Below are 22,401 nucleotides of genomic sequence, written 5' to 3'. Positions count from 1 at the left end.
GCCACCGCGGGGAAGGTGGCAGGATCGGCTCATGAGCACCGAGACGGACTGGGTGTACCGGGTGGACGAGCCGCACGGCTCCGCGGGCTGGCGCCCCTACGGCGACCATCCCGAGCGTTGGCGGGGGACCGTCACCACCGACGATGCGAAGGAGGACGCCGAGTACGTCGCCGCCCTCGTCGTCACCGACCTGGTGTCCGAGTGGGATCGTCAGGGCTCCGTCCAGAAGCACGTGCGCGTGATCGTCTGGGAGGACGAGGAAGGCGCCGGTCCCGAGGACGCGGTCTTCACGGTCGAGATCCGGCCGTCCATCGGCGGAGAGTGACGCCCAGCGCGCCGTTCGCTGCCGTCACTCGATCCACCGGGCAGCGGCCTCGTAGGGTCGTGGCCGGCGTGCTGTCGAACGCGATGGCCGCATCGGGTGCGTGCCGTCGAACGAGGTTGATCACCTGCTCCAGGAGTTCGACGTGATCGTCCGAGTGCCGCAGGCCACCCCCGACGGTGACGCACTCCCACGGATGGGCTCGCAGCGCGTTCCCGACGGCCGCTTCCACGTCGTCCCGTCCGTCGAGGCCGATCAGGCAGGTCTCGACGCCCACGCCGTGCTCGGCGAACTTGGTCAGTCCCCCCTCGATCGCCTTGGCCACCGGCTCGGGATCCCACGGCCCGGGCACCCGGTACGGGTCGAGCCCGATGACGAGGACACGGGGCGAAGCAGCGCCGTCCATGCCGGGACGATACGCGTCGAGCGCCCCCCATCAGAAGGTGATGCGCGCGCCGCGTGACACCCCGATCCAGAGGTCTTGACTCTCACTGTCCGTGTTCACCGCGCGATCCGCTGGTGTGGGCGAAGCGACCCCCGCTGTTATTCAATGAGGTGTGCGGTCAGGGATCTCGGGGCCCCGTCGCACGGGTCCGAGTACGGCCTCGGCGCTGCGCCGGGGATTGCTGAGAGAGCCGCATGGACTCCACACCCTCCCCCTCGTCCTCTTCGCCGTTCGACCTGGTCAGCAGCGCCCTGGGGCGTTACGTCCCGCGCGGTGGAGCGGCAGCGGCCGCCGGCCCGGCAGACGCGGAGGGCGACCGCGGCACCCCGCCACGCGTACCCGACGACCCCGCTGCCGGCCATGAGGATCAGATTCTGGGCGTGGTCAACCTGGACAGGGACCTGAGAATCACCCGCTGCAATCTGGGCGCCCCCGTGTTCGCGGGTCTGGACGCCGTGGCCGGGGGTCCCTTCGTCGATCTCCTGCCACCGGGGGACGTACCGACGGTGACACGGCGGTTGCGGCAGGTCCTGGAGACCGGTGAGGCGCATGTCGCCCGGATCCAGCGCCTGCGGCGCGGCAACGGGTCGGAGCTGGTGGTCTCGATGAGCATCCTGCCCGCCGCGGCGCCTCAGGAGGGCCTGACCGTCTCCGTGATCGCCATGGCCAGGAGGCTGCACCTGTACGCCGCCGAGACCGCGATCGGCACCTCGCTGGACATCGGCGAGACCGCGCAGTCGCTGGCGGAGTCCCTGCTGGCCTGGGGAGAGGTGGCCGCCATCGACCTCGACTTCGCCGTGTGGACGGGCGAGGGAGTCACCGGGCAGGCGCAGGGGCGCATCCGGCTACGGCGGGCGGCCCTGGTGCCGGACCGGGCGTGGCCCGAGGGCTATGTGACTCCGGGCGACGATCTCCCCAGCGACGCGAGTCGCCTGCTGGCGCAGGCGGTACGGCGCAACGACGCCCCGCAGGCCATCGTCATACCCGACCGGGCGACGGTCGAGCGGGTGCTCGGCAGTCCGCGGGTGATACGTGCCCTGGTGCCCGGCGACCGGTCGGCGGGGGTGGCGTGCATACCGCTGGTCCTGGACGGCGCGCCGCCCGTCGTGCTGGGCGTGGCGGAGGTCTGGCGGCGGGCGGACTGCCCCTTCCGCGACAGCGAACTGTTCGACCTGCAGGAACTGGTCGCCAGGACCGCCCACCACATCGACCTGGCCCGTCAGCACCAGCGCGAGCACACGCAGGTGCTGGCGTTGCAGCGCCGGCTGCTGCCCCGGACCGGCGGCGACACCATCGAGATCGCCAGCGTCTACCAGCCCGCCACGCCCGACAGCGCGGGCGTCGGCGGCGACTGGGTGAACAGCTTTCCGCTGCCGGACGGCCGTACCGCGCTGGTCGTCGGTGACGTCGTGGGGCACGGGCTGGGAGCCGCGGCGACCATGGGCCAGCTGAGCATGGAGGCTCGCGCGCTGCTGTCCGCGGGGCTCGCGCCCGACGAGGTGCTGGAGCACCTGGACGAGACCGTGACGCTGCTGGACGACGCGGAGTCCGGGCTGGCGGCCGGCTACAGCGCCCTCGGGTCGACCTGCTGCATCGCCCTGTACGACCCGGTCAGCCACCGCGTGGCCTTGTCCAGCGCCGGCCATCTCCCCCCGGTCCTGGTCTCCCCGGACGGGCACGCGGGCCCGCTCGTGGTCCGCCCTCACCCCGGCCTGGGCGCCGAGTTCGCACTGCGGGAGCCGTTCGACGTGCACACGTTCGACGCACCCCCGGGCTCCCTGCTCGCCCTCTACACCGACGGCCTGGTGGAGGATCCGGCCCTGTCGATCGACGAGGGCATCGGCAAGCTGGCGGACGCGGTGTCCACGGTGCACCCCTGGGACTCCCTGCAGAAGGCCGTACGGCACGTCGTCTCCGCGCTGGCACCCGTGCGCCAGCGCGACGACGTGACCCTGCTGCTCGCGCGGATGATCGGCTACCGCAAGGGGGACACCGCGACCTGGCGGCTGCCCGCCCGCTACGACGCCCCCGCCCGCGCCCGCTCGCAGGTCTCCGCGCTGCTGCGGCAATGGCGCACCAGGGACGACACCCGGGACACCGTCCTGCTGCTGGTCAGCGAGCTGGTCACGAACGCGGTGCGCTTCTCCACGGGTCCCATCACGGTACGGCTGATCAGGGCCGGCCACGGCCTGCTGTGCGAGGTGGGCGACACCGGCAACGGCAGGCCGCGTCTGAACCCGGTCGGCATCTTCGACGACGGCGGTCGTGGCCTGCACATCGTGCACCGGCTCACCACCCGGTGGGGGGTGCGGTGGACGGACGCCGGCAAGGTGGTCTGGGCGGAAGTCGCGAGGTGACGCGGCTGCGGGGCGAGGGCGCGGGCGGCGTACGGGAGCGCGGCGCGGGCGCGGGAGGAGGACCCGTCACCGGGCGCCACGTCACCTGGCGCCACCGACGGTACGGACCGTATCCTCAGCGATACGTGACGTGACCGTTGATACGGACGGCCCGTCTGCCGGTGGCGTGGGCTCGCGCTACAGCCACTCCCCGTCCAGGGCGGTGGCGGTGAGGCCCGGTGCCGCCGCGTACAGGACGGCGCGGCTGCCCGGCTTCTGCCCGGCGTCGTACGCCCGCCGCATGATGTCGAACACGGCGGCGCCTCCGCGGTTGCCGCTGGTGTAGCTGTCCCGGCTGTAGTCCAGCAGCCCCGGCGGCCACGTGTCGGGCATCGTCTGCTCCATGTACTCCAGCACCCGGGTCCCGCCGGGGTGCGCCAGCAGCACGTCGGGGTGCCAGGAGTCGGCGTGGTCCTGGTAGCGGACGCGCAGCCACTCCCACATCGCGGTGACCGTCTCCTGTACGGCGCGCGGCCCGCGCCGGTCCATCACGAAGTGGGTGCCGTCCGCCCGCGTGTCCAGGCGGTGCAGGTCCTGGGTGCCGGGCAGGGTGTGGTGCCAGGCGGAGTCCAGCCGCAGCACCGACTCGCGCCGCGGGCGGCCCGTGACCACCGCGGCGACAGCGGTGTCCGCGAACAGCAACCGGACGATCAGGGACTCGAGCGTGTCGTCCGCGGGCTGGTAGGTCGTGCTCAGCGCCTCCGCGATCACGACCAGGACCACCCGGTCGGGGTCCGCAACCACGAGATCCGCCGCCAGCGCCAGGGAGCGGGTCCCCGCGATACAGGCCCACTGCGTGGCCGGCAGCAGCATCGCGTCGTTGCGGAGCTGAAGCTTGTTGGCCAGGGTTATGTCCAGACCCGGCAGCGCCGGGGTGGTGGAGTTGCTGGTGATCAGGCAGTCCACGTCCGCGGCGTCCAGCCCGGCGATCTGCAGGGCCCCGCGCGCCGCACGCTCGCCGTAGGACTGCACGGCCTCCCAGGCCGGCGCGGTGCGCTCCTGGACGGTCTGCGGCGTAGGTATCGCCTCGAGTGCGGCGATCACGCGTTCCACGTCCTGCTCGGTGAACCCGTCGCGTGCCAACGCCTCTTGGGCCGACCCGATGCCGACACCCCGCAGGCCACCGCCGTTGCCGGGCGCGACGGCGGCCTCCAGCGGCAGCATCCACCCGCGGGTCTCGATGCCCGTGCTGGCCGCGATGCCGTCGATCCGCGGTTCCCACGCCGCGTGCGGGTGCCGGTCGCGCACCTCCGCCACGATCTGGCTGGTCTTCACGGTGTGCTCGCCGTGTATCACGGCAGGAGGGCAGAGGTAAGCGGCCATAGTGCGGCACCTTTCCGGGGGAACAAGCAGGAATGTCACGAGTGCTGTGTCATGGGTCACTTTGGGATGTCGCGCCCAAGAGGTTGCCGACCCGCTCCACTTCGGGAGCCGGTTTCCGCGTTCGAGCATGGACGCCAAATGGACATTTCCGCTGTGATGCAGACAACTTAGGCAGCCCTGGAAGGCGTGACACGCCACACACCCCTCACCTGACACACCGTCAACCCGCAGGCTTCTCGTCGCTGCCGCGCCGCGATCGGCAGGCTGTCCCACGCGATGGGCGACAGAGGGGCACACGATTGCCGTACTTCGCTGCCGTACCGCGGCGCGGCACGCCCACCGGCCTCGGCTGCGCTCGCGCCGCGGCCGGCTCGAGGCCGCCCCGCCATCGCTGGTCATGCGAGCATGACCGCGCGGGTGGCCAGGCCGCCGCTCCCCCTCGCAGCCTCACTTCCCGGGGGACACCGCGCAGGGCCGCCTGCACAGGCGATGACCTCGGCGTGGCTGGTGCGATCCGGCGTCGGAGCCTTCCTGGAAAGCCCCGTTCACCGGGCTGAGTCCGCGTCAGTTCGGCAAACGGATCACCGCCGAGACCGCACCGCGCTGGTGAAACCTGGCTTCTTCCAGGGCGCTTGAAGTTGCCGGCCTCGGCGTGCGGGCTCCGGGTCGGAGGGTCAGCTCTTCTCCGTCTCGAAGGTGCGCAGCAGATCGGCGGCGACGCTCACGGCGATCGTCGCCGGTTCCTTGCCGGTGATGTCGGCCAGCCCGATCGGAGTCTTGATCCGATCGATGGTGGCCTCGTCGTGACCGCCCTCGGTGGCGAGGCGTTTGCGGAACCGCGCCCACTTGGCCGCCGAGCCGATCAGCCCGATGGAGCCGAGATGGGTGGTGCGCAGGGCGGCGTCGCACAGAGCGGCGTCCTCGGCATGATCATGGGTCATGATCAGGATGTGGGTGCCGCGCGGCAACTCCTCCAGCACCTCCTCGGGCAGCAGCGGCGTGTGATGCACATGCACCTGCGCCACCGCGTCCGCCAGCACGTCGAGCCGCTTCTCGGTCAGGACGTCGGAGCGCGTGTCGATCAGATGGAGGTCGAGGTCCTGACGGGCCAGGATGCGGGCCAGTTCCAGCCCGACGTGCCCGACGCCGAAGATCGCCACCGCCCGTACCACGGGCAGCGGTTCGAGCAACACCGAGACCGTACCGCCGCAGCACTGCACGCCGTGCTCGTTGGTCACCTTGTCGTTCAGGGCGAAATCGATAAGTTCCGGCTCCGGTTCGGACGCGGCGATCATCTCCCGGGCCCGATCGATCGCGACGGCCTCGACATTGCCGCCACCGATCGAGCCCCACGTCTCGTTCTGCCCCACGACGAGCTTCGCACCGGCGTCGCGCGGGGCATGGCCGCGCACGGTCGCGACGGTCACCAGCACGCCGGACTCCCGGCGTGCCCGCAACCGTGCGACCGCGGCGATCCACGTCATGTCAGGCACCGTTCAACGCGGCTGCGTCGGCACGGATGGTGCCGTTGACGGCGTGCCCGTGTCCGGTGTCGCCGCCCGCGGCAAACCCGCTGCCGGCGTGACCGTTCCGGGAGGCATCGCCCTGGCGAGCCGCCTGGATCGCCCAGTACACCGCCTCCGGCGTCGCGGGCGAGGCCAGATCGACACTGACCCCGCTCGGCCCGAACGCGGCAGCGGCCTGCCGCAACGCCTCTCGCACCGAGAACGCCAGCATCAGCGGAGGCTCACCGACCGCCTTGGAGCCGTACACCGCGCCCTCCTCGGTGGCGTTCTCCAGCAGGGTGACGTTGAACTCCTCGGGCATCTCCGAGAAGCTCGGCAGCTTGTAGGTGCTCGCGGCCTGGGTCAGCAGCCGGCCGCGGTGCGGCCCGTCACCGGTGTCCCAGCGCAGGTCCTCGAGCGTCAGCCAGCCCGCCCCCTGAACGAAACCGCCCTCGACCTGACCGATGTCGATCAGCGGGGAGAGGCTGTCACCGACGTCGTGCACGATGTCCACGCGCCGAATGCGGTACGCGCCGGTGAAGCCGTCGACCTCCACCTCGGTCGCGGCGGCGCCGTGGGCGAAGTACTTGAACGGCGAGCCCCGGAACGTCTTCGCGTCCCAGTGCAGCCCCTCGGTCCGGTAGAAACCGGCCGCCGACAGCTGGACCCGCTGGAAGTACGCGGTGTGCACCAGGTCGTCCCAGGCCAGCTCCTTGTCGCTGCCGAGGGCGCGCGCGACGCCCTCGACGATGCGCACGTCCGAGGCGTTCGCGCCCAGCTGGGTGGCGGCCACCTGCAGCAGCCGCTCGCGCAACTGCTCGCAGGCGTTCTTCACCGCCCCGCCGTTGAGGTCCGCCCCGGAACTGGCGGCGGTGGCAGAGGTGTTGGGCACCTTGTCGGTGCGCGTCGGGGCGAGGCGGACCTTGTGCAGCGGGATGCCCAGCGTGGTCGCGGCCACCTGCAGCATCTTGGTGTGCAGGCCCTGGCCCATCTCGGTGCCGCCGTGGTTGATCAGGACGGAGCCGTCCTTGTAGATCAGCACCAGCGCGCCGCCCTGGTTGAAGGCGGTGAGGTTGAACGAGATGCCGAACTTGATGCCGGTCATGGCGAGCGCCCGCTTGGTGTGCGGGTGCGCGGCGTTGAAGGCGGCGATCTCGCGCTTGCGGTTGGCGATGCCGGCGTCGTCCTGCACCTGCCGCCAGACGGTGGAGATCCGTTCGGGCTGCGTGACCGGCTGTCCGTACGGCGTCGTCTGGCCCTGGCCCGGCTGGTAGAAGTTGCGTTCCCGCAACTCCATGGGATCCAGGCCGAGCAGCGGTGCGCAGCGGCCCAGGATGTCCTCGATCACCAGCATGCCCTGCGGTCCGCCGAAGCCGCGGAAGGCGGTGTTGGAGACCGTGTTGGTCTTGGCGATACGACCGGCGACGCGCGCGTTGGGAATCCAGTAGGTGTTGTCGATGTGGCACAGCGCTCGGGCCAGCACCGGCTCGGAGAGGTCCAGGCTCCAGCCGCCGTCCGCGGTCAGGGTGGCGTCCAGGGCCTGGATACGGCCGTCCGCGTCGAAGCCGATCTTCCATGTGGCGTGGAACCCGTGGCGCTTGCCGGACATGGTCAGGTCCTGGGTCCGGTTGAGCCGGAACCGGACCGGCCGGCCGGTCAGCTTGGCGCCGAGCGCGGCGACGGCCGCGAACCCGTGCGGCTGCATCTCCTTGCCGCCGAAGCCGCCACCCATCCGCAGGCACTGCACGGTCACCTCGTGGGCGGGCACGCCGAGCACGTGGGAGACGATCTCCTGGGTCTCCGACGGGTGCTGGGTGCTGCTCTGGATGAACACCTGCCCGTTCTCGTCGATCTGGGCCAGCGCCGCGTGCGTCTCGAGGTAGAAGTGCTCCTGACCGGAGAACCGGAACTCGCCGGTGAACACGTGCGCGGAGTCGGAGAAGCCTGCGTCGACGTCGCCGGCCAGCATCATGGGCCGGGCGCCGTGATAGCTGTCCGCCGCGATCGCGTCCTGCAGCGTGACCAGGGACGGCAGTTCGTCGATCTCCACCTCGACGGCCGCCGCACCGAGCCGGGCCGCCTCCAGGGTCTCGCCGAGCACCCAGGCGACCGCGTGGCCGTGGAACATGACCTCGTCGGGGAACAGCGGTTCGTCGTGCTTCATCCCGGCGTCGTTGACGCCCGGCACGTCGGCACCCGTCAGGACACGGACCACGCCGGGCACGGCGAGCGCGGGCTCGGTGCGCAGCGCGATGATCCGGCCGTGGGCCTTCATGACCTGGACCGGGTAGGCGTGCAGCACGTCCTTGGTGCGCTGGACCAGGTCGTCGGTGTAGAGCGCGGTGCCGGTGACGTGCAGGGCGGCACTCTCGTGCGGCATCGGGACGCCGACGACGGGCTTTTCGGGACGCTCGGACAGATGGCTCATGCCGACACCGCCTCGGTGGTCTGTGCGTACAGCTTCAGCAGGCTCTGGCCGAGCATCGCGGAGCGGTACCCGGCGCTGGCGCGGTGATCGTTCATCGGCGTGCCCTCGGCCTGCAGCACCCGGGCCGCGGCCTCGACGGTCTGCGCCGCCCACGGCCTGCCCTCCAGGGCCGCCTCGGTGGTGAGGGCGCGGATCGGGGTGGCGGCCACCCCGCCCAGGCCGATGCGTGCCGTGCGGACGATCCCGTTCTCGATGTCCAGCGCGAAAGCGACTGCCACGCTGGAGATGTCGTCGAAGCGCCGCTTGGCGATCTTGTGGAAGGCCACGACCGGCGACAGTGGCCGCGGGATGCGCAGCGCGCGGATCAGCTCGCCGGGACGGCGCACGCTCTGCCGGTAGCCGGTGAAGTAGTCCGCCAGCGGGACCTCGCGCTCACCGTCGGCGTCGGCGAGCACCACCGACGCCTCCAGCGCGAGCAGCACGGGCGGGCTGTCCCCGATGGGGGACCCGGTACCCAGGTTGCCGCCGAGCGTCGCACTGTTGCGGATGAGCCGGGAGGCGAACTGCGGGAACAGCTCTGCCAGCAGCGGCACGTCACCGTCGAGGCGGCGTTCGATCTCGGTGAGCGTCAGCGCCGCCCCGATCTCGATGTGGTCGGACTCGACGCGCAGTTCCCGCAGTTCGGGCAGTCGGTCGATGGCGACCACGCAATCCGCGCGGCGGGAACGGATGTTCACCTCGACGCCCCAGTCGGTGGAGCCGGCGACCACCACCGCGTCGGGCCGCTCGCGCAGCAACCGCAGCGTCTCCGCGAGGGTGCCCTTCCGCAGGAATGCCCTGTCGTCCCGGGTGTATTCGGTGGCGACCGGTGCGGGCGGGGACTGCTCGCGACGCTGCGCCAGCGGGTCCTCATCGGTGGGCACACCGACGGCGAACGCGGCATCGCGGATGGGACGGTAACCGGTGCAGCGGCACAGGTTTCCGCTCAGCGCGTGCAGATCGAAACCGTTCGGGCCGTGCTCGGCGTCGGTGCCGTCGGCCGGGTCGGCATGCGCGCAGCGGTTCGGCCGGTAGTACTCGGCGGCCATGCTGCAGACGAACCCAGGTGTGCAGTAACCGCATTGGGAGCCGCCGCGGACCGCCATCTCCTCCTGCACCGGGTGCAAGGTGGGCGGCGTGCCGGGTTCGCCGGCGGTCGCGAGACCTTCGGAGGTGATGATCTCCTGACCGTCGAGCGCGGCGACCGGGACCAGACAGGCGTTGACCGCCACCCAGTCGGTGGGCTTGTTCACCCCGGGACGGGCCACCAGGACCGAACAGGCGCCGCATTCACCCTCGGCGCAGCCCTCCTTGGTGCCGGTGAGGCCACGCTCGCGCAGAAAATCCAGCGCTGTGGTGTGGGGTGCGGCCGGCGAGATGGGTGTTTCTTCCCCGTTGACCGTGATCCGCGCCGCTACCATGACGGGCCTTCGTTCCGGAGTGTGATCGGTCGATTCATCATGTTCGCCAATTTCAGGCAGCTTTCTGTGTTCAGCCGCGCCACGCGTGAGCAGCGGGCGCACAACGGCACGCAACAGCGACGTGAGGAAGGTTGGTGAGGGAGACCCCGAAGGTGCCCGAACGGGCACGTCGGAACGGCGTGCTCAGCAGCCGTGCGCGATGCGACCCGGAACCCAGACCGTGCACTGGGCGAGGCGACCGAGATCAGAGCTGGTGTACATCCGCTGGTCGCCTCCTTTCGGCGGTGATGGGTCGACGGCTACCGTAAGTTAGTGGCTGGGAACACCGAGGTCAAGAGGCCGGCCTCCGGCTCCCGAGAACGGACAGGAAGGTCCGTCCGTCCCCACGGGGCCGTTCAGTGGGCGGGCGCGTTCCGGTGCACCGGCCGGCCCGCGCGGGCGTGGCCGCTGTCCCAGGGCCCGCCGACCAGGATCGGGACCCGCGCGTGGGCGTCGCGTCGTGCGTTGCGGGAAGGTGCCGCAGGGCGCACCGACCAGCCCGAGGCAGGGCGGCAGAGTGACCCGGATCATGGGTATGGCGGAACATGGATGCCCTGCGCCGGCCGATGTTCTCTTGACGGCATGAACGTACACCGTGAGGTTCCCTTTCCCACTCCGTCCCACTGGATCGACGGCCACGCGGTCGAGGGGTCCGGACCGCTGATCGACGTCGTGAACCCGGCCGACGAGTCCGTGATCGCCTCCGTGCACGAGGGCACGGCGCAGGACGTGGACAAGGCGGTGGACGCCGCGCTCGCCGCCTTCCCCGCATGGTCGTCGACGTCGCCGGGAGACCGCGTCGCCGTCATCCGGCGCCTGGCCGAGGGGCTGCGGGAGCACAGCGAGGAGCTCGCGGCCACCATCACGCTGGAGATGGGCGCCCCGATCAGTTTCTCGCGGCAGGCGCAGGTCGGATTCCCCGTGGCGTCGACACTCGCCGCGATCACCGCGGCCGAAGAGTACGCGTGGACGGAGGTGATCGAGAACTCGCTCGTCATCCATGAGCCGATCGGCGTCGTGGGCGTCATCACCCCGTGGAACTTCCCGCTCCAGCAACTGGTGACCAAGGTCGTCCCGGCCATGCTGGCGGGCAACACGGTGGTGCTCAAGCCGTCGGAAATCTCTCCCCTGAGCGCCCGGATGTTCGCGGAGATCGCCACCGAAGCCGGTCTGCCGAACGGTGTGTTCAACGTCGTGCAGGGCACCGGCCCGGTCGTCGGCGAGGCCATCTCCCGGGCCCGAAAATCGGCATGGTGTCCTTCACCGGGTCCACCCGTGCCGGGAAGAGCGTCTCCGTCGTGGCCTCCGACACGGTCAAGCGCGTGGCGCTCGAACTGGGCGGCAAGGCGCCCCACATCGTCCTGCCCGAGGCCGACCTCGACTTCGCCGTCAGGCGCGGACTGGCCTACGCCTGGGCGAACGGAGGTCAGGCCTGTGGCGCGCCTACGCCCGCATGCTGGTATCCGAGGACCTTCAGCAGGCCGTGGCCGAGAAGCTACGGGCCGCCGCCGCGGAGTACACCGTCGGCGACCCCGCCGACGAGGCCACGCGGATCGGTCCGGTCGCATCGGAGAGCCGGCGCAAGCGCGTGGACGGCTACATTCGGCGCGGTATCGCCGACGGCACCACGCTCGTGGTCGGCGGGCCCGGCAAGCCGGAGGGCTTCGCGACCGGCGCCTACGTCAAGCCCACGATCTTCTCGGACGTCGACCCCGGATCCGTCATCGCCCAGGAGGAGATCTTCGGTCCCGTCCTGGTCGTGATCCCGTACGCCGACGAGGACCACGCCGTCGAGATCGCCAACGGCACCATCTACGGCCTCAGCGGTGCCGTCACCGGTGACGAGGAACACGCCATGGAGATCGCACGGCGCCTGCGCGTCGGCCAGGTCGACGTCAACGGCGGGGAGCACAACTTCCAGGCGCCGTCCGGTGGTTACAAGCAGTCAGGCAACGGCGTCGCCGAACACGCGAGAAGCGGCCCAGCACGCGTCCGGGCCTGCCGGGCCTGCCGGGCCCAGGTCGCCGTGGACCCAGCGTCCTCCACGGCCACCCGTGCGCGGATGGTGCTGACCGGCACATGCCGGACGGGGAATCCGCAACCGGGCCGCGTCGCTCACCCTGCTGTGGTCCTCGACGACGACCGTGTCCGGCCGACGCGGCGTCCCTCTCGGGGTCGCCTCGTGGACCGCCGCGCAACCGTCCAGGACCGGCAGCTCCCTTCGGGGAGGATCACCAGCCGGGAGGAAGATCAGCCATGGCGGACCGAGCGGGGCTGGCGGCCTTTCTACGGGCGCGCCGTGAGGCCCTCCAACCGGAGGACGTCGGGCTTCCCCGCGGACGCCGCAGGCGTACCGGCGGGCTGCGCCGCGAGGAGGTCGCGGCGCTGTGCGACATGTCGGTCGACTACTACGGCCGACTCGAGCAGCCGCGAGGGCCCCACCCCTGGGAACAGATGCTCGCCGCGCCACGCCCTGCCCCGCAGGGTGTGGCGCGGCGACCACATCAATCCCGGGATGATGCGCGTCCTGGACCGGCTGGAGGACACGCCTGCCCAGGTCATGAACCACCTGGGCGAGACGCTGAAGCAGACCCGCATGGCTGAGGCCCTGCGGGGCGACGAGACGGCGTACACCGGACTGGCGCGCAGTGCGCACTACCGCTGGTTCACCGATCCCGCGTCCCGCCTGGTCCACCCCGAGAGCGACCATGCCGAGCTGAGCCGGCTGATGGTGGCGGACCTCCACGGCACCTACGCCCGTGACGGCGGCGACTCGCGTGCCGGCGAACTCGTCGACACGCTGCGTGAGAAAAGCCCCGAGTTCGCCCGCCTCTGGCATGAGCGCCCGGTGCCGGCCCCCTACTGCGCCTCCAAACGCTTCCGGCACCCGCAGGTGGGGGCCTTGGAACTGCACTGCCAGACGCTCGTCGACCCGGACCGGTCCCAGCGGCTCCTGGTCTACACCGCGGTTCCGGGCACCGAGAGCCACACCGGCCTGCGACTGCTGTCCGTCCTGGGTCGGTCCCTTCCGGGCTGAGGTGAGGGCGGCCCGGCGGAGACGGACCGAGCAGTGGCCACCGACCTGTTCACACGTCGATGTCACATCCCGTCCGGCTGTTCGGTCTTACATGTCACAACGTTGCTGTCACGCAGGAACCCGACATGGACACCTCTCCACACGCGCAGCCCTCCATCCCCGTCACGAGCGCCCACGGCCGGTGCATCCTGCAGGGCGTGGCGTGGTTCGCCGTGGCCTCCCTGCTGGTGCGGCCCGGCTGCCGACGCCGGCACGCTGATCGCGGCGCGCGCCCTGCAGGGGGTGGGCGGCGGCGCCCTGCTCACGCCCGGCCCGTTGGCGCTCGTCGAAGACTCGTTCCACCCCGACGACCGGCAGCGTGCGGTCGGTCTGTGGTCGGGTTTCGGTGGGATCGGCGCGGCGCGAGGGCCGATCCTCGGTGCCGGCTGGTCGACGGCCCGGGCCGGTGCTGGACGTTCCTGCTGAACGTCCCGCCGGCGCCCGCGTGTGTGCCGATCGCGCTCCGTCACGACCCGGAGTCCGTCTCGGGGACGGTGATGATGCTGCGGGTCGGCCCCGGCTCTTCGTACCGTGACCCTCCTGTCGTCCGTGGACGGCTCGAACGCCGGAGTGGCGAGCGGTGTCAACAGCGCGGCGGCGCGGGCGTCCGGTCCGGTGGCCGTGGCGACCCTGCCGCTGCTGGTGGGCATGGGCCTGGACGCGTACCGCCCCGGCCCGCCTTCGACGCGTCGTTCGGCCGGGCGATGCCGCTGTGCACGGCACTGCTGGGCGGCGCGGCCCTGCTGGCCTTCATGGCGCTCGACCCCGCCGCCGAGGTCCCTCACCGGGCGCGCCGGCTCACCCACGGGTGGCTCATGGTGCCGCCTCCGGTGCCATGACTCGCGCACCCTCGCAAGAACCCCTGACGAAAGCAGACATGATGACCAGTGCGTCTTCCCCGCTCCTGCGGCCCCTGCCCGAGGACTGGCAGCGTGCCCTCGCCGTGGTGGCCCATCCCGACGACCTCGAGTACGGATGCTCCGCCGCTGTCGCCGCCTGGACCGCGGAAGGGCGCGAGGTCGCCTACACCCTGGCCACGCGCGGCGAGGCCGGCATCGACACGCTCGCTCCCCGGGAGGCCGGCCCGCTGCGGGAGAAGGAGCAGCGCGCAGGTGCCGCCGCCGTGGGCGTCGCGGAGGTGGAGTTCCTCGGCCACCGGGACGGTGTGATCGAGTACGGCCTTCCCCTGCGCCGTGACATCGCCGCGGCCCTCCGCCGCCACCGTCCCGAGCTGGTGATCACCCTGAACCACCATGCGACGTGGGGCCCGGGGGCGTGGAACACACCGGACCACGTGGCCGTGGGGCGTGCCGTCCTCGACGCCGCGGCGGACGCCGGAAACCGCTGGATCTTCCCGGAGTTGACCGAGCAGGGGCTTCAGCCTTGGAACGGCGTGCGATGGGTGGCCGTCGCAAACTCTCCGGTCCCCACCCACGCCGTACGAGCGGAACCGGGGTTCGAGCGGGCGGTGCGTTCCCTGCTGGCCCATCGCACGTACCTCGAGGCGCTGACCGACGAGGCCCCCGAGACGTACGTACGTCGTTTCCTGACCACCACCACCCACGCGCACAGTTCGCGGTTCGGTGGCGAACCGGCTGTCGTCTTCGAGCTGTTCAGCCGCTGACCTCGGATGAAGGGGATGGAGAACGATGTCGTATCCGGAACAGGTGTACTGGGAGGACAGCGGGGAAGTCAGCGCGGACTTCCGTCCGGAGAGCACCCCGCCCGATCTCGGTGAGCGAGGCCGGGACGCCATCCACTACCTGGCGACCACGACCACCACCAGAGGCGAGTTCGGGCTCTACCGCGTCGAGATGAGGGCGAAGGCGGGCGGGCCGAAGACGCACTTCCACAAGACGATTTCGGAGTCCTTCTACATTCTCGACGGAACGGTTCGTCTTTTCGACGGCGCGCGGTGGGTCGATGCCCACAAGGGCGACTTCCTGCACGTTCCGCAGGGCGGTCTGCACGCCTTCCGCAACGATTCCGACGCCCCGGCCGAGATGCTGCTCCTTTTCACTCCGGGCGCTCCGCGTGAGGAGTACTTCGAGCAGGTGTCGCAGCTCGCGGACGCCACGGACGAGGAACGCGCGAACTTCTTCACCCGGCACGACTCCTACTTCGTGGAGTGACTTTCGCAGGAGGTGTGACATCGGGGCGTGACAGATGGTGTGTCACTGAGCGTCACCGCCTGCCGCATCGCCTTCCCTGATCGCGAAAGGAGCGGATCGTCCCGCACGTACCCCGCCGGCGTGCCGGATCCGCCTGGTGGTGCGGTGCGAGGGCGCCGTGGGAGGAGGTAGCGGTATGGACTTCGCCGATGGGGCGCTGCCGATCGGGGAACTGCTGGATGAACGGCGGCATCTGCTGGATGTCGCGTTCTGGATGCTGGGGAGTGGCGCCGAGGCCGAGGGCGTGGTCGGCGAGACGTATCGGCGGTGGTACCGGCTGGCGGAGTCGGAGCGGGCGGTGATCGAGGACCCGCGGGCGTGGGTGTCCAGGGTCGCGGGCGGGATCTGTCTGGAGCGGCTGGCGCAGCCGGGGCGGCGGCGTCCTGACCGGGCGGGGCCGGTGTCCGCCGAGGCGGCCGGGGAACGGCGGCGGATGCTGGAGCGGGAGGTGAGCGCGGTGTTGCTGCGGGGACTGGACGCCTTGTCTCCGTCCGAACGGGCCGCGTTCGTCCTCAATGACGTCTTCGGGATGGCGCCCGGTGCGGTCGCCGACATCGTGGGCCGGTCCGAGCCGGTGTGCGCCGAGCTGGCGGACCGTGCGCGGCGGAGTCTACGGGACCGGCGCGGGCGGCCCAGCACGCCGCGGCAGCAGGACGCGGTGGTGCGTACGGTGCGGGAGGCGTGTGCGGCGGAGGACACCGACCGGCTCACGGCGCTGCTGGCGCCGGACGCCACCGCGTTCTTCGACGGGGGTGGCAAGGTACGGGCGCAGGTGCGGCCCGTACACGGCCGGGAGCGGGTGGCCCGGAGTCTGCTGACGCTGCTGGCACCCCGTGCACGGACGACGGTGGACACGCATTCCGTCAACGGCCGGACCGGACTGCTCGTGCGGTACGACCGGCGGGTCGCAGCGGTCATCAGCCTCGACGTCGCCGGCCGTCACGCCGTCCAGGTCTGGATCGTCGTCAACCCAGACAAACTGCGCCTATGGAACCAGGCCGTTCCCCGGCCCGGTCCGCCGTAGGGGGCCGCCAACCCGTTCATGACACACGCCGGCCCGAGAACACTGGTTTCACGGGTGAATCCGAATTGACATGCCACAACCTGTCACAAGACAGGGGCATCCGTGGTCAATGAAGAAGGCGGGATCGGACAGGGCCCGGTGGGTTGCCCTCTCCTGCGCGAACAGCACGCGCCACAGCGGCCGCTCGTCGGACGGCCGGTGGATCACGGCACCTGCCGGCGCCGGAGACCTGGAGGAACGGAGACAGAAGGATCATGCATGCCACGCCCCCGGGGGAAGGTGACCTGGACGGGGCCGTTTCTGTCTTCCTGGAACTCCGGCCACGCCTCTTCGGTATCGCGTACCGCGTCCTGGGCAGCGCGGTCGAGGCGGAGGACGTGGTGCAGGAAGTGTGGCTGCGCTGGCAGAAGACGGACCGTTCGGTCGTCGTCAGCCCGGTGGCCTTTCTGTCGAGCACCACCACCCGACTGGCGATCAACGTGGGCCAGTCCGCCCGGCTGCGGCGCGAGACCTACATCGGCCCGTGGTTGCCCGAGCCGGTCGACACGAGCAGCGACCCGGAGGTGGGCGCCCAGCGGGCCGAGGCCCTGGAACTCGCGCTCCTGCTCCTCCTGGAGAAGCTGACACCCACAGAGCGGGCCGCATACGTCCTGCGAGAGGCGTTCGACTACTCCTACGCCGAGATCGCGGAGATGCTCCAGATGACGGTCGTCAACGTCCGGAAGATCGTCAGCCGAGCCCGCAAGCACCTCGACACGGAGCAGCGCGAGAGCGTCGACGTGGCCGCACACCGGCGCCTGCTCGACGCGTTCGTGGCGGCGGCACGGCAGGGTGACATCGACTCCTTGGAAGCACTTCTCACACCCGATGCGGTCAGTCTGTCCGACGGCAACGGCATGCGCGGCGCCGCTCGTGTCCCGGTGCTGGGGCGCGCCCGCGTCGCGAACCTGTCGACCGCGTATCCGAGGTTCTGGGGCGAGGTGGAGATACGACCCGTCCAGGCCAACGGACGCGGCGGGGTGCTGCTCCACCGGGACGGCCACCCCTCGGCCTTCATGACCGTCGCAGCCTCGCGCGAGGGGATTCACCGCGTCATGTGGGTGTTCGAGCCGAGCAAGATCGCCGCGTTCCTCGACTCGCGCTTCCGGTACGCGACCGCGCCCGGTGTCTGACAGGCGCCGATCACGTGCGCACAGGGCGGCGCGGGCGCGTCCGCCGGCGCCGTCGACGTACTCCTCCGTGTCGACGAGCGCGTGAGACCCAGGTCACGCACGGCTCGGTGTCACACATTGCCGGTCACCCCGGTCAAGAGTGTGTATCCGCAAACACGCAAGGAGATCACCGTGGAATCGCGTCTCGACTACTTCGGCCACCCGCTCGGGGGCAAGGTGCTGAAGCACATCAACTCGGCCGGCAAGGCGGTTTCGGACTCGACGCTGCCGGCTGCGGTTCAGGAACTGGTGAAGATCAGGGCCAGCCAGATCAACGGGTGCGGATTCTGCACCGACATGCACACCAAGGAGGCGGCGCTCGCCGGGGAGAGCGCGCAGCGCCTCAATCTGGTCGCGGCCTGGCGTGAGGCCAAGGTGTTCTCCGACGCGGAGCGCGCCGCGCTGGAGCTGGCGGAGCAGGGCACCCGCATCGCCGACGCCGCCGGTGGTGTCACCGATGCGGCCTGGGCCGACGCGGCCAAGCACTTCGACGAGGAGCAGCTCATCGCCCTGATCTCCCTCATCGCCGTCATCAACGCCTACAACCGCATCAACGTCATCAATCAGCAGCCTGCCGGGGACTACCAGCCTGGCCAGTTCGGCTGAGCGACACCGCCTGTCCACTCGGGCGGGCCTCCTGGGGGGGCAACGGTGGCACATACAGCCTGTGCCACCCGGACATCACCGAAAGTCTGTTCCTTCCCACGCACGAAGGGGAACCATGCACAGCCCTGTCCCATCACACTTCGCACACCGTGTCGCGATCGTCACCGGAGCAGGATCCGGCATCGGCCGGGCCACCTCGATCGCCCTGGCCCAGGCGGGAGCACGCGTCCTCGGTGTCGGACGCCGGAAGGACGCGCTGGAGGAAACGGCCCACGTCCACTCCGCCATCACCGTCCTGCCGCTCGACATCTGCGAAGAGGGCGCCGCGGACACGATCGTGGGCACCGCCCTGGACCTGTGGGGCCGACTCGATGTGCTTGTGAACAACGCGGGCGCCACCGCCGTGATGCCTCTCGCGGAGACCGAACGATCAGTGATCACCCGCCTGTTCGAGCTCAACGTGACCGCGCCCAGCATGCTCGCCCGTGCGGCGCTGCCGCACTTGCGCGACTCCTCGGGCTCCATCGTCAACGTCTCGTCCACTTACGGTCACCGTCCTCTGCCCGGAGGGGCCCACTACGCCGCGACCAAGAGCGCGGTAGAGCAGCTGACGCGCAGTTGGGCGCTGGAACTCGCCTCGGCGGGAGTACGGGTCAACGCCATCGCCCCGGGCCCCACCAAGACGGACGTCCTGGCCGCGGCCGGCCTCCCGCACGACGCCATCGACGAGATGGTCAGCCGCGAGCGGGACCGGATACCGACGGGCCGGCTCGGCGACCCCGAGGACGTCGCCCACTGGATCCTGCGTATAGCCGATCCCCTGGCCACGCACATCACGGGTCAGGTACTGACCGTCGACGGTGGCCTGGAACTCGTCTGACGCCGCCGGATGCCTCACGGCGTGGGTGCGTCGCAGCGGAGTCCGTCCGTGGGACCACGTGCGGACTCCGCTGTCCGTCATCGGCGGAGCCCCGGTTCGGCGTACTCGAAGGTCGGCCGGCCGTCGTGCCGTCGCCGTCCGGGCGTGTCCATCAGGCCCTGCGCCTGCGCCTTCAGCGCGTACATCATGCCGGTCGCGGCCCCGAGCTTCTCCGGGCCGCCGGTGAACGTCTCTTCCAACGGATGGAGCAATCGGCAGTAGGTCAGGTTGAACTTCCTCTCGGCCATCCGCCCCTTCAGAAGACCGTCCGCGGCAGCTCCGGCAGCACGCGGCCCGAGCGCCACGGCATCACCGCCATGGCCAGGGCCATGGCGGTGTGCAGAAGGTGGTCGACCCGACTGCGCCATCCAGGACTCCGTGGCGCGTCGTGCCGGAGAGCGTGGACCGCGCCGGCGCTGAACAGCGCCGTCGGCATGGCGTGGACGGCGTCGATCGCGTTCATACCGTGTCGCGCCCTTCCAAGTAGTCTCCCGTCGGAACGGGCCTGCCGAGGGTGCAGGCGGCCGGTCAGGCGGTGGGACGCGGGGCGCGCAGGTGCGCCCGCTCGGCCAGTTCCTTCTCGTCGACCAGTTCGAGCATGGGCCTGCCAGGAGCGCACATCATCGTCACGGCGAACCGGGTCCGCGCGTCCGGCAGCGCGTTGCCGTCCTGGTAGTGGATCGCGTCACCGCCCGGCTCCCAGAAGCCGGCCCCGAGTGGCGGTGCGGCGGCGTTCCCGGGTCTCCGGGCTCCCACTCGACGCGAATGGTCATCGCCGAGGCGCCCTCGGGGATGGAGATCGGCGCGGCGTCCTGCAGCATCGTCGCCGCTGTCTTCCACCCCTTCGACCGGGGCTGCTCGCCGGACGCCTGCGCTGGATCCTTTTCCGACATCGTGTTGCATCTCCATGGATTCGTCATGACACGGGACGGCACACCGTTGGCCGGATGCGTGGTTCACGCGTCCGGGTCCCATGCGCGTCGCACAGTGATGACCGGGTGCACGGTGGATCTGTGACAACAGGGAGTGCGGCGGCTCCCTTTGGCGGGGGCGCTTCGGTATCCGGAGACGGAAGAGACCTTGGCTGGTCTTGCTGAACGTGCGGCCCGATCGGGTCGGTAACACCGTGTCGGCCGTCCGGCTCGCTGCACGCGGATGTGCGTTCACACGGTCCGCTTCCGGTGCGCGGAGACAGTCGGTTCCGCGGAGCCGCCATGTGACATGAGGAGGACCGGGACACACGCATGTGCTGGTCCGGCTTGTAGCATGGTGGTCCGAGTACGGAGGACATGGATGCGCGCCGAAGACCACTCGGGCTCCCTTGACCGGGCGACGAGGGATTTCATGGCAGTGCGTCCCCAACTCTTCGGTATCGCCTACCGCGTGCTCGGCAGCGCTGTGGAGGCCGAGGACATCGTCCAGGAGGCGTGGCTGCGATGGCAGTCCACCGACCGTTCCGGGATCCATGAACCGGCCGCCTTCCTGGCCACGGTGACCGCCCGCCTGGCGATCAACTTCGCCCAGTCCGCCAGGGTGCGGCGCGAGTCGTACACCGGGCCCTGGATCCCCGAGCCCGTGGACACAAGCATGGATCCACAACTGGGCGCGGAGCGGGCAGAGGCACTCGACCTGGCGGTTCTTTTCCTTCTGGAGAAGCTGAACCCCGTAGAACGCGCTGCCTACGTGCTGCGGGAAGCCTTCGACTACCCGTACAAGCGCATCGCGGACATCCTCGAGACCAGCGAGGCCAACACACGCCAGTTGGTGACCCGTGCCCGGAAGCATCTGGCTGCCGAGCGCAGAGAGCCGGTCAGCCGTACCGCTCACCGGCGTCTGATGGAGGTGTTCCTCGCCGCGGCGCAGACCGGTGACCTGGCGGTACTGGAGGATGTCCTCACGGAGGATGTGGTGAGCTACTCCGACGGCGGCGGAATGCGCGGGGCATCGAAGATCCCGGTCTTCGGACTGCCGCACGTCTCCCGGTATCTCGCCGCCTTCGCCCCGCGTTTCTGGCCGCAGTCGGGCGTCCGCTGGGTCGAGGCCAACGGCCGGCCGGCCGTCCTCGTCTCGGAGGAGGGAAAAGCGAAGGCGCTGCTGTGCGCCGATGTGTCCGCGCGGGGTATCGAACGCCTCATGTGGGTGATGAACCCGGCCAAACTGGCTCCTTACCTGGCTTTGCTGGGCGCTTGAGGCGGCGGCCCACCGAAGGCTGTCACAGCAGGGGCGACGTGCCGGTCAACTGACTGTCCGTATCCGGCACACCCCTCAGACGTAAAGGCCCGCACAATATGACACCCAGGACATGCACGCCTGCTCCGGCTCCGCGCCCGGCGGTGCACCGCGGCGTCGAAGGAGTCACGCGGTGAACGACCCGATCCGGTCGCCCCGCCTCTCCACCGACAAGGACTTCGACGGGGAGTCCTTCGCCCCGATCCACACCACGACGGTGACGGTGAGCGGTGGCCCGGCGAGTCACGGCCGCGCCACCGGCAGAGCCCGCTCGGCCGACGGTGCCCTGGATCTGGACCTGCGTATGCCCGCGGAACTGGGCGGAGACGGGCAGGGGACGAACCCGGAGCAGTTGTTCGCCGCCGGCTTCGCCGCCTGTTACCACGGGGCGCTGAGCCTGGTGGCACGGCAGGCCGCGCTCGACCCTTCGGTGATCTCCGTGGAGACGACCGTGGCTTTCGGGCGGGACCCGGAGGACGGTGGTTATCTGTTGCGCGTGGACCTGGTGGTCAAGTGGCCGGACATCGATCCCGCCGTCGCCGCCCCGCTGATGGAGACGGCCGATTCGCTCTGCCCTTACGTGAAGATGACCGGGCAGGGCACGCCGACGCACATCACGCTGGACTGCTAGCCGGACGCACGGCTGTTCCCCGGCCGGGCCGGCCATCGCGCATCGGTCTCCGCACCGTTCCGTGCGCTCGGGGCCACATGTCACATCAAGGAGGGGCGTCCTGTCTCAACAGGGACAGCACACACGGAGAGGGAGAATGATGACCACCTCACGCATCGTGGCCGTGCGCGAAGGCCGGCACCTCGCCCGGTCCGTCGTGGTCGGCCCGCACGCACTGACCGCGGACGCACCCCAGCCCGTCGGGACCGACACCGGGCCCACACCCGGAGAACTGCTGCTGGCCGCGCTGGGGACGTGCACGTCCATGGCCGTCCGGGCGTACGCGGACAGGCACGACTGGCCGCTCGACCGGGTCGATGTCACCGTGCGGTTCGATGCGCGGGGACAGATCGTCAAGGACGTCCGGCTGACCGGCGATCTGGATTCCGGCCGCATCAAGCACCTGGTCGCGGTGGCCGGACGCTGCTCTGTCCACCGGCTGCTGACCAAAGAGGTCTCGGTCGTCACCGTACCCACGGTCACGGTGCGGCCCTCCACATCCCCCGACCGGTCGCTGCCGCGATGACCCGGCCCGGGAACCGCTCCGTCGGCGTCGGCGGACCCCTGAGCGGCGCAA

Annotated in this window: 18 protein-coding genes and 4 pseudogenes; 14 read left to right on the top strand and 8 right to left on the bottom strand. The window is 70.6% G+C overall.

All coding sequences use genetic code 11. The annotated features are described in order from the left end of the window. The first annotated feature begins 31 nt into the window (after positions 1-31). Positions 32-325 (top strand): hypothetical protein, encoded by a 294-nt coding sequence (locus SRB17_RS09950; RefSeq protein ID WP_153536859.1) that lies wholly within the window; start codon positions 32-34, stop codon positions 323-325. Here SRB17_RS09950 and SRB17_RS09945 read toward each other — a convergent pair. Then, positions 288-728: a hypothetical protein gene (locus tag SRB17_RS09945; RefSeq protein ID WP_194293959.1), complete on the bottom strand. Its 441-nt coding sequence runs from the start codon at positions 726-728 to the stop codon at positions 288-290. The genes SRB17_RS09950 and SRB17_RS09945 overlap by 38 nt on opposite strands. Positions 729-961: 233 nt before the next feature. Here SRB17_RS09945 and SRB17_RS09940 point away from each other — a divergent pair, with 233 nt between their 5' ends. Further along, positions 962-3,124 carry a SpoIIE family protein phosphatase gene (locus SRB17_RS09940; protein WP_153536857.1) on the top strand — a complete coding sequence of 721 codons (2,163 nt, stop codon included), beginning with the start codon at positions 962-964 and terminating at the stop codon, positions 3,122-3,124. Positions 3,125-3,301: 177 nt separating this feature from the next. Here the strand turns inward: SRB17_RS09940 and SRB17_RS09935 are convergent, their stop codons facing one another. From SRB17_RS09935 to SRB17_RS09920, 4 genes are all read right to left on the bottom strand, one after another. Then, positions 3,302-4,486, bottom strand: coding sequence for a type III polyketide synthase (locus tag SRB17_RS09935; protein ID WP_153536855.1), 1,185 nt, complete (start codon positions 4,484-4,486; stop codon positions 3,302-3,304). A 674-nt stretch (positions 4,487-5,160) separates the two neighbouring features. Further along, positions 5,161-5,970, bottom strand: a complete 810-nt coding sequence (gene xdhC / locus SRB17_RS09930; protein WP_153536853.1) for a xanthine dehydrogenase accessory protein XdhC — start codon at positions 5,968-5,970, stop codon at positions 5,161-5,163. A gap of 1 nt (position 5,971) precedes the next feature. Then, positions 5,972-8,419: a xanthine dehydrogenase molybdopterin binding subunit gene (xdhB, locus tag SRB17_RS09925; protein WP_153536850.1), complete on the bottom strand. Its 2,448-nt coding sequence runs from the start codon at positions 8,417-8,419 to the stop codon at positions 5,972-5,974. After that, positions 8,416-9,879, bottom strand: a complete 1,464-nt coding sequence (locus SRB17_RS09920) for a xanthine dehydrogenase small subunit (protein WP_153536847.1) — start codon at positions 9,877-9,879, stop codon at positions 8,416-8,418. The genes xdhB and SRB17_RS09920 overlap by 4 nt, the downstream gene beginning before the upstream one ends. Before the next feature lie 588 nt (positions 9,880-10,467). On the opposite strand from SRB17_RS09920, the pseudogene SRB17_RS09915 reads away from it, so the two are divergent. The 9 genes and pseudogenes from SRB17_RS09915 to SRB17_RS09875 form a co-directional block, all read left to right on the top strand. Further along, positions 10,468-11,899: pseudogene (locus SRB17_RS09915) on the top strand (aldehyde dehydrogenase family protein); the annotation flags it as partial. A gap of 275 nt (positions 11,900-12,174) precedes the next feature. After that, positions 12,175-12,955 (top strand): annotated as a pseudogene (locus SRB17_RS09910) (helix-turn-helix domain-containing protein). A 179-nt stretch (positions 12,956-13,134) separates the two neighbouring features. After that, positions 13,135-13,833: pseudogene (locus SRB17_RS09905) on the top strand (MFS transporter); the annotation flags it as partial. Between the two features lie 41 nt (positions 13,834-13,874). Then, positions 13,875-14,618, top strand: a complete 744-nt coding sequence (locus SRB17_RS09900; RefSeq protein WP_153538150.1) for a PIG-L deacetylase family protein — start codon at positions 13,875-13,877, stop codon at positions 14,616-14,618. A gap of 25 nt (positions 14,619-14,643) precedes the next feature. Then, the gene (locus SRB17_RS09895; protein ID WP_153536845.1) at positions 14,644-15,126 is read left to right on the top strand and encodes a cupin domain-containing protein; all 483 of its coding nucleotides are present in this window, start codon (positions 14,644-14,646) and stop codon (positions 15,124-15,126) included. A 175-nt stretch (positions 15,127-15,301) separates the two neighbouring features. Then, positions 15,302-16,189, top strand: a complete 888-nt coding sequence (locus SRB17_RS09890) for a sigma factor (protein ID WP_153536843.1) — start codon at positions 15,302-15,304, stop codon at positions 16,187-16,189. A gap of 254 nt (positions 16,190-16,443) precedes the next feature. Continuing rightward, positions 16,444-17,361, top strand: a complete 918-nt coding sequence (locus SRB17_RS09885) for a sigma-70 family RNA polymerase sigma factor (protein WP_153536840.1) — start codon at positions 16,444-16,446, stop codon at positions 17,359-17,361. Positions 17,362-17,532: 171 nt separating this feature from the next. Continuing rightward, entirely contained in the window at positions 17,533-18,006 is a 474-nt protein-coding gene (locus SRB17_RS09880) for a carboxymuconolactone decarboxylase family protein (protein ID WP_323375245.1), read from the top strand. A 115-nt stretch (positions 18,007-18,121) separates the two neighbouring features. Beyond that, positions 18,122-18,886 carry an SDR family NAD(P)-dependent oxidoreductase gene (locus tag SRB17_RS09875; protein ID WP_153536836.1) on the top strand — a complete coding sequence of 255 codons (765 nt, stop codon included), beginning with the start codon at positions 18,122-18,124 and terminating at the stop codon, positions 18,884-18,886. A 77-nt stretch (positions 18,887-18,963) separates the two neighbouring features. Here SRB17_RS09875 and SRB17_RS09870 read toward each other — a convergent pair whose 3' ends face one another. The 3 genes and pseudogenes from SRB17_RS09870 to SRB17_RS09860 all read right to left on the bottom strand — a co-directional run bounded on the left by SRB17_RS09870 (position 18,964) and on the right by SRB17_RS09860 (position 19,818). Next, complete coding sequence (locus SRB17_RS09870) at positions 18,964-19,173, bottom strand: hypothetical protein (protein WP_153536834.1); 210 nt, start codon at positions 19,171-19,173, stop codon at positions 18,964-18,966. A gap of 8 nt (positions 19,174-19,181) precedes the next feature. Continuing rightward, a complete protein-coding gene (locus SRB17_RS09865; RefSeq protein ID WP_153536832.1) occupies positions 19,182-19,388 on the bottom strand; it encodes a hypothetical protein in 207 nt (68 codons plus the stop codon). Positions 19,389-19,453: 65 nt separating this feature from the next. Next, positions 19,454-19,818: pseudogene (locus SRB17_RS09860) on the bottom strand (cupin). Positions 19,819-20,218: 400 nt separating this feature from the next. Here SRB17_RS09860 and SRB17_RS09855 point away from each other — a divergent pair. The 3 genes from SRB17_RS09855 to SRB17_RS09845 all read left to right on the top strand — a co-directional run bounded on the left by SRB17_RS09855 (position 20,219) and on the right by SRB17_RS09845 (position 22,350). Beyond that, entirely contained in the window at positions 20,219-21,115 is an 897-nt protein-coding gene (locus tag SRB17_RS09855; RefSeq protein ID WP_153536831.1) for an RNA polymerase sigma-70 factor, read from the top strand. Between the two features lie 172 nt (positions 21,116-21,287). After that, on the top strand, positions 21,288-21,785 hold the full coding sequence (locus SRB17_RS09850) for an Ohr family peroxiredoxin (protein ID WP_323375244.1): 498 nt from the start codon (positions 21,288-21,290) through the stop codon (positions 21,783-21,785). Positions 21,786-21,921: 136 nt separating this feature from the next. Next, positions 21,922-22,350, top strand: coding sequence for an OsmC family protein (locus tag SRB17_RS09845; protein WP_228395937.1), 429 nt, complete (start codon positions 21,922-21,924; stop codon positions 22,348-22,350). Positions 22,351-22,401: the final 51 nt, after the last annotated feature.

Source organism: Streptomyces sp. RB17 (assembly GCF_009604455.1).
Taxonomy (GTDB): domain Bacteria; phylum Actinomycetota; class Actinomycetes; order Streptomycetales; family Streptomycetaceae; genus Streptomyces.
The sequence above is the reverse complement of the archived record's forward strand: the minus strand, read 5'-3'. Positions and strand labels throughout refer to the sequence as shown.

Excerpts from the sequence above, each read along its gene's own strand:
- SRB17_RS09950 (WP_153536859.1), top strand. The coding sequence starts at position 32 with ATGAGCACCGAGACGGACTGGGTGTACCGGGTGGACGAGCCGCACGGC.
- SRB17_RS09945 (WP_194293959.1), bottom strand. The coding sequence starts at position 728 with ATGGACGGCGCTGCTTCGCCCCGTGTCCTCGTCATCGGGCTCGACCCG.
- SRB17_RS09940 (WP_153536857.1), top strand. The coding sequence starts at position 962 with ATGGACTCCACACCCTCCCCCTCGTCCTCTTCGCCGTTCGACCTGGTC.
- SRB17_RS09935 (WP_153536855.1), bottom strand. The coding sequence starts at position 4,486 with ATGGCCGCTTACCTCTGCCCTCCTGCCGTGATACACGGCGAGCACACC.
- xdhC (WP_153536853.1), bottom strand. The coding sequence starts at position 5,970 with ATGACGTGGATCGCCGCGGTCGCACGGTTGCGGGCACGCCGGGAGTCC.
- xdhB (WP_153536850.1), bottom strand. The coding sequence starts at position 8,419 with ATGAGCCATCTGTCCGAGCGTCCCGAAAAGCCCGTCGTCGGCGTCCCG.
- SRB17_RS09920 (WP_153536847.1), bottom strand. The coding sequence starts at position 9,879 with ATGGTAGCGGCGCGGATCACGGTCAACGGGGAAGAAACACCCATCTCG.
- SRB17_RS09900 (WP_153538150.1), top strand. The coding sequence starts at position 13,875 with ATGACCAGTGCGTCTTCCCCGCTCCTGCGGCCCCTGCCCGAGGACTGG.
- SRB17_RS09895 (WP_153536845.1), top strand. The coding sequence starts at position 14,644 with ATGTCGTATCCGGAACAGGTGTACTGGGAGGACAGCGGGGAAGTCAGC.
- SRB17_RS09890 (WP_153536843.1), top strand. The coding sequence starts at position 15,302 with ATGGACTTCGCCGATGGGGCGCTGCCGATCGGGGAACTGCTGGATGAA.
- SRB17_RS09885 (WP_153536840.1), top strand. The coding sequence starts at position 16,444 with ATGCATGCCACGCCCCCGGGGGAAGGTGACCTGGACGGGGCCGTTTCT.
- SRB17_RS09875 (WP_153536836.1), top strand. The coding sequence starts at position 18,122 with ATGCACAGCCCTGTCCCATCACACTTCGCACACCGTGTCGCGATCGTC.
- SRB17_RS09870 (WP_153536834.1), bottom strand. The coding sequence starts at position 19,173 with ATGGCCGAGAGGAAGTTCAACCTGACCTACTGCCGATTGCTCCATCCG.
- SRB17_RS09865 (WP_153536832.1), bottom strand. The coding sequence starts at position 19,388 with ATGAACGCGATCGACGCCGTCCACGCCATGCCGACGGCGCTGTTCAGC.
- SRB17_RS09855 (WP_153536831.1), top strand. The coding sequence starts at position 20,219 with ATGCGCGCCGAAGACCACTCGGGCTCCCTTGACCGGGCGACGAGGGAT.
- SRB17_RS09845 (WP_228395937.1), top strand. The coding sequence starts at position 21,922 with ATGATGACCACCTCACGCATCGTGGCCGTGCGCGAAGGCCGGCACCTC.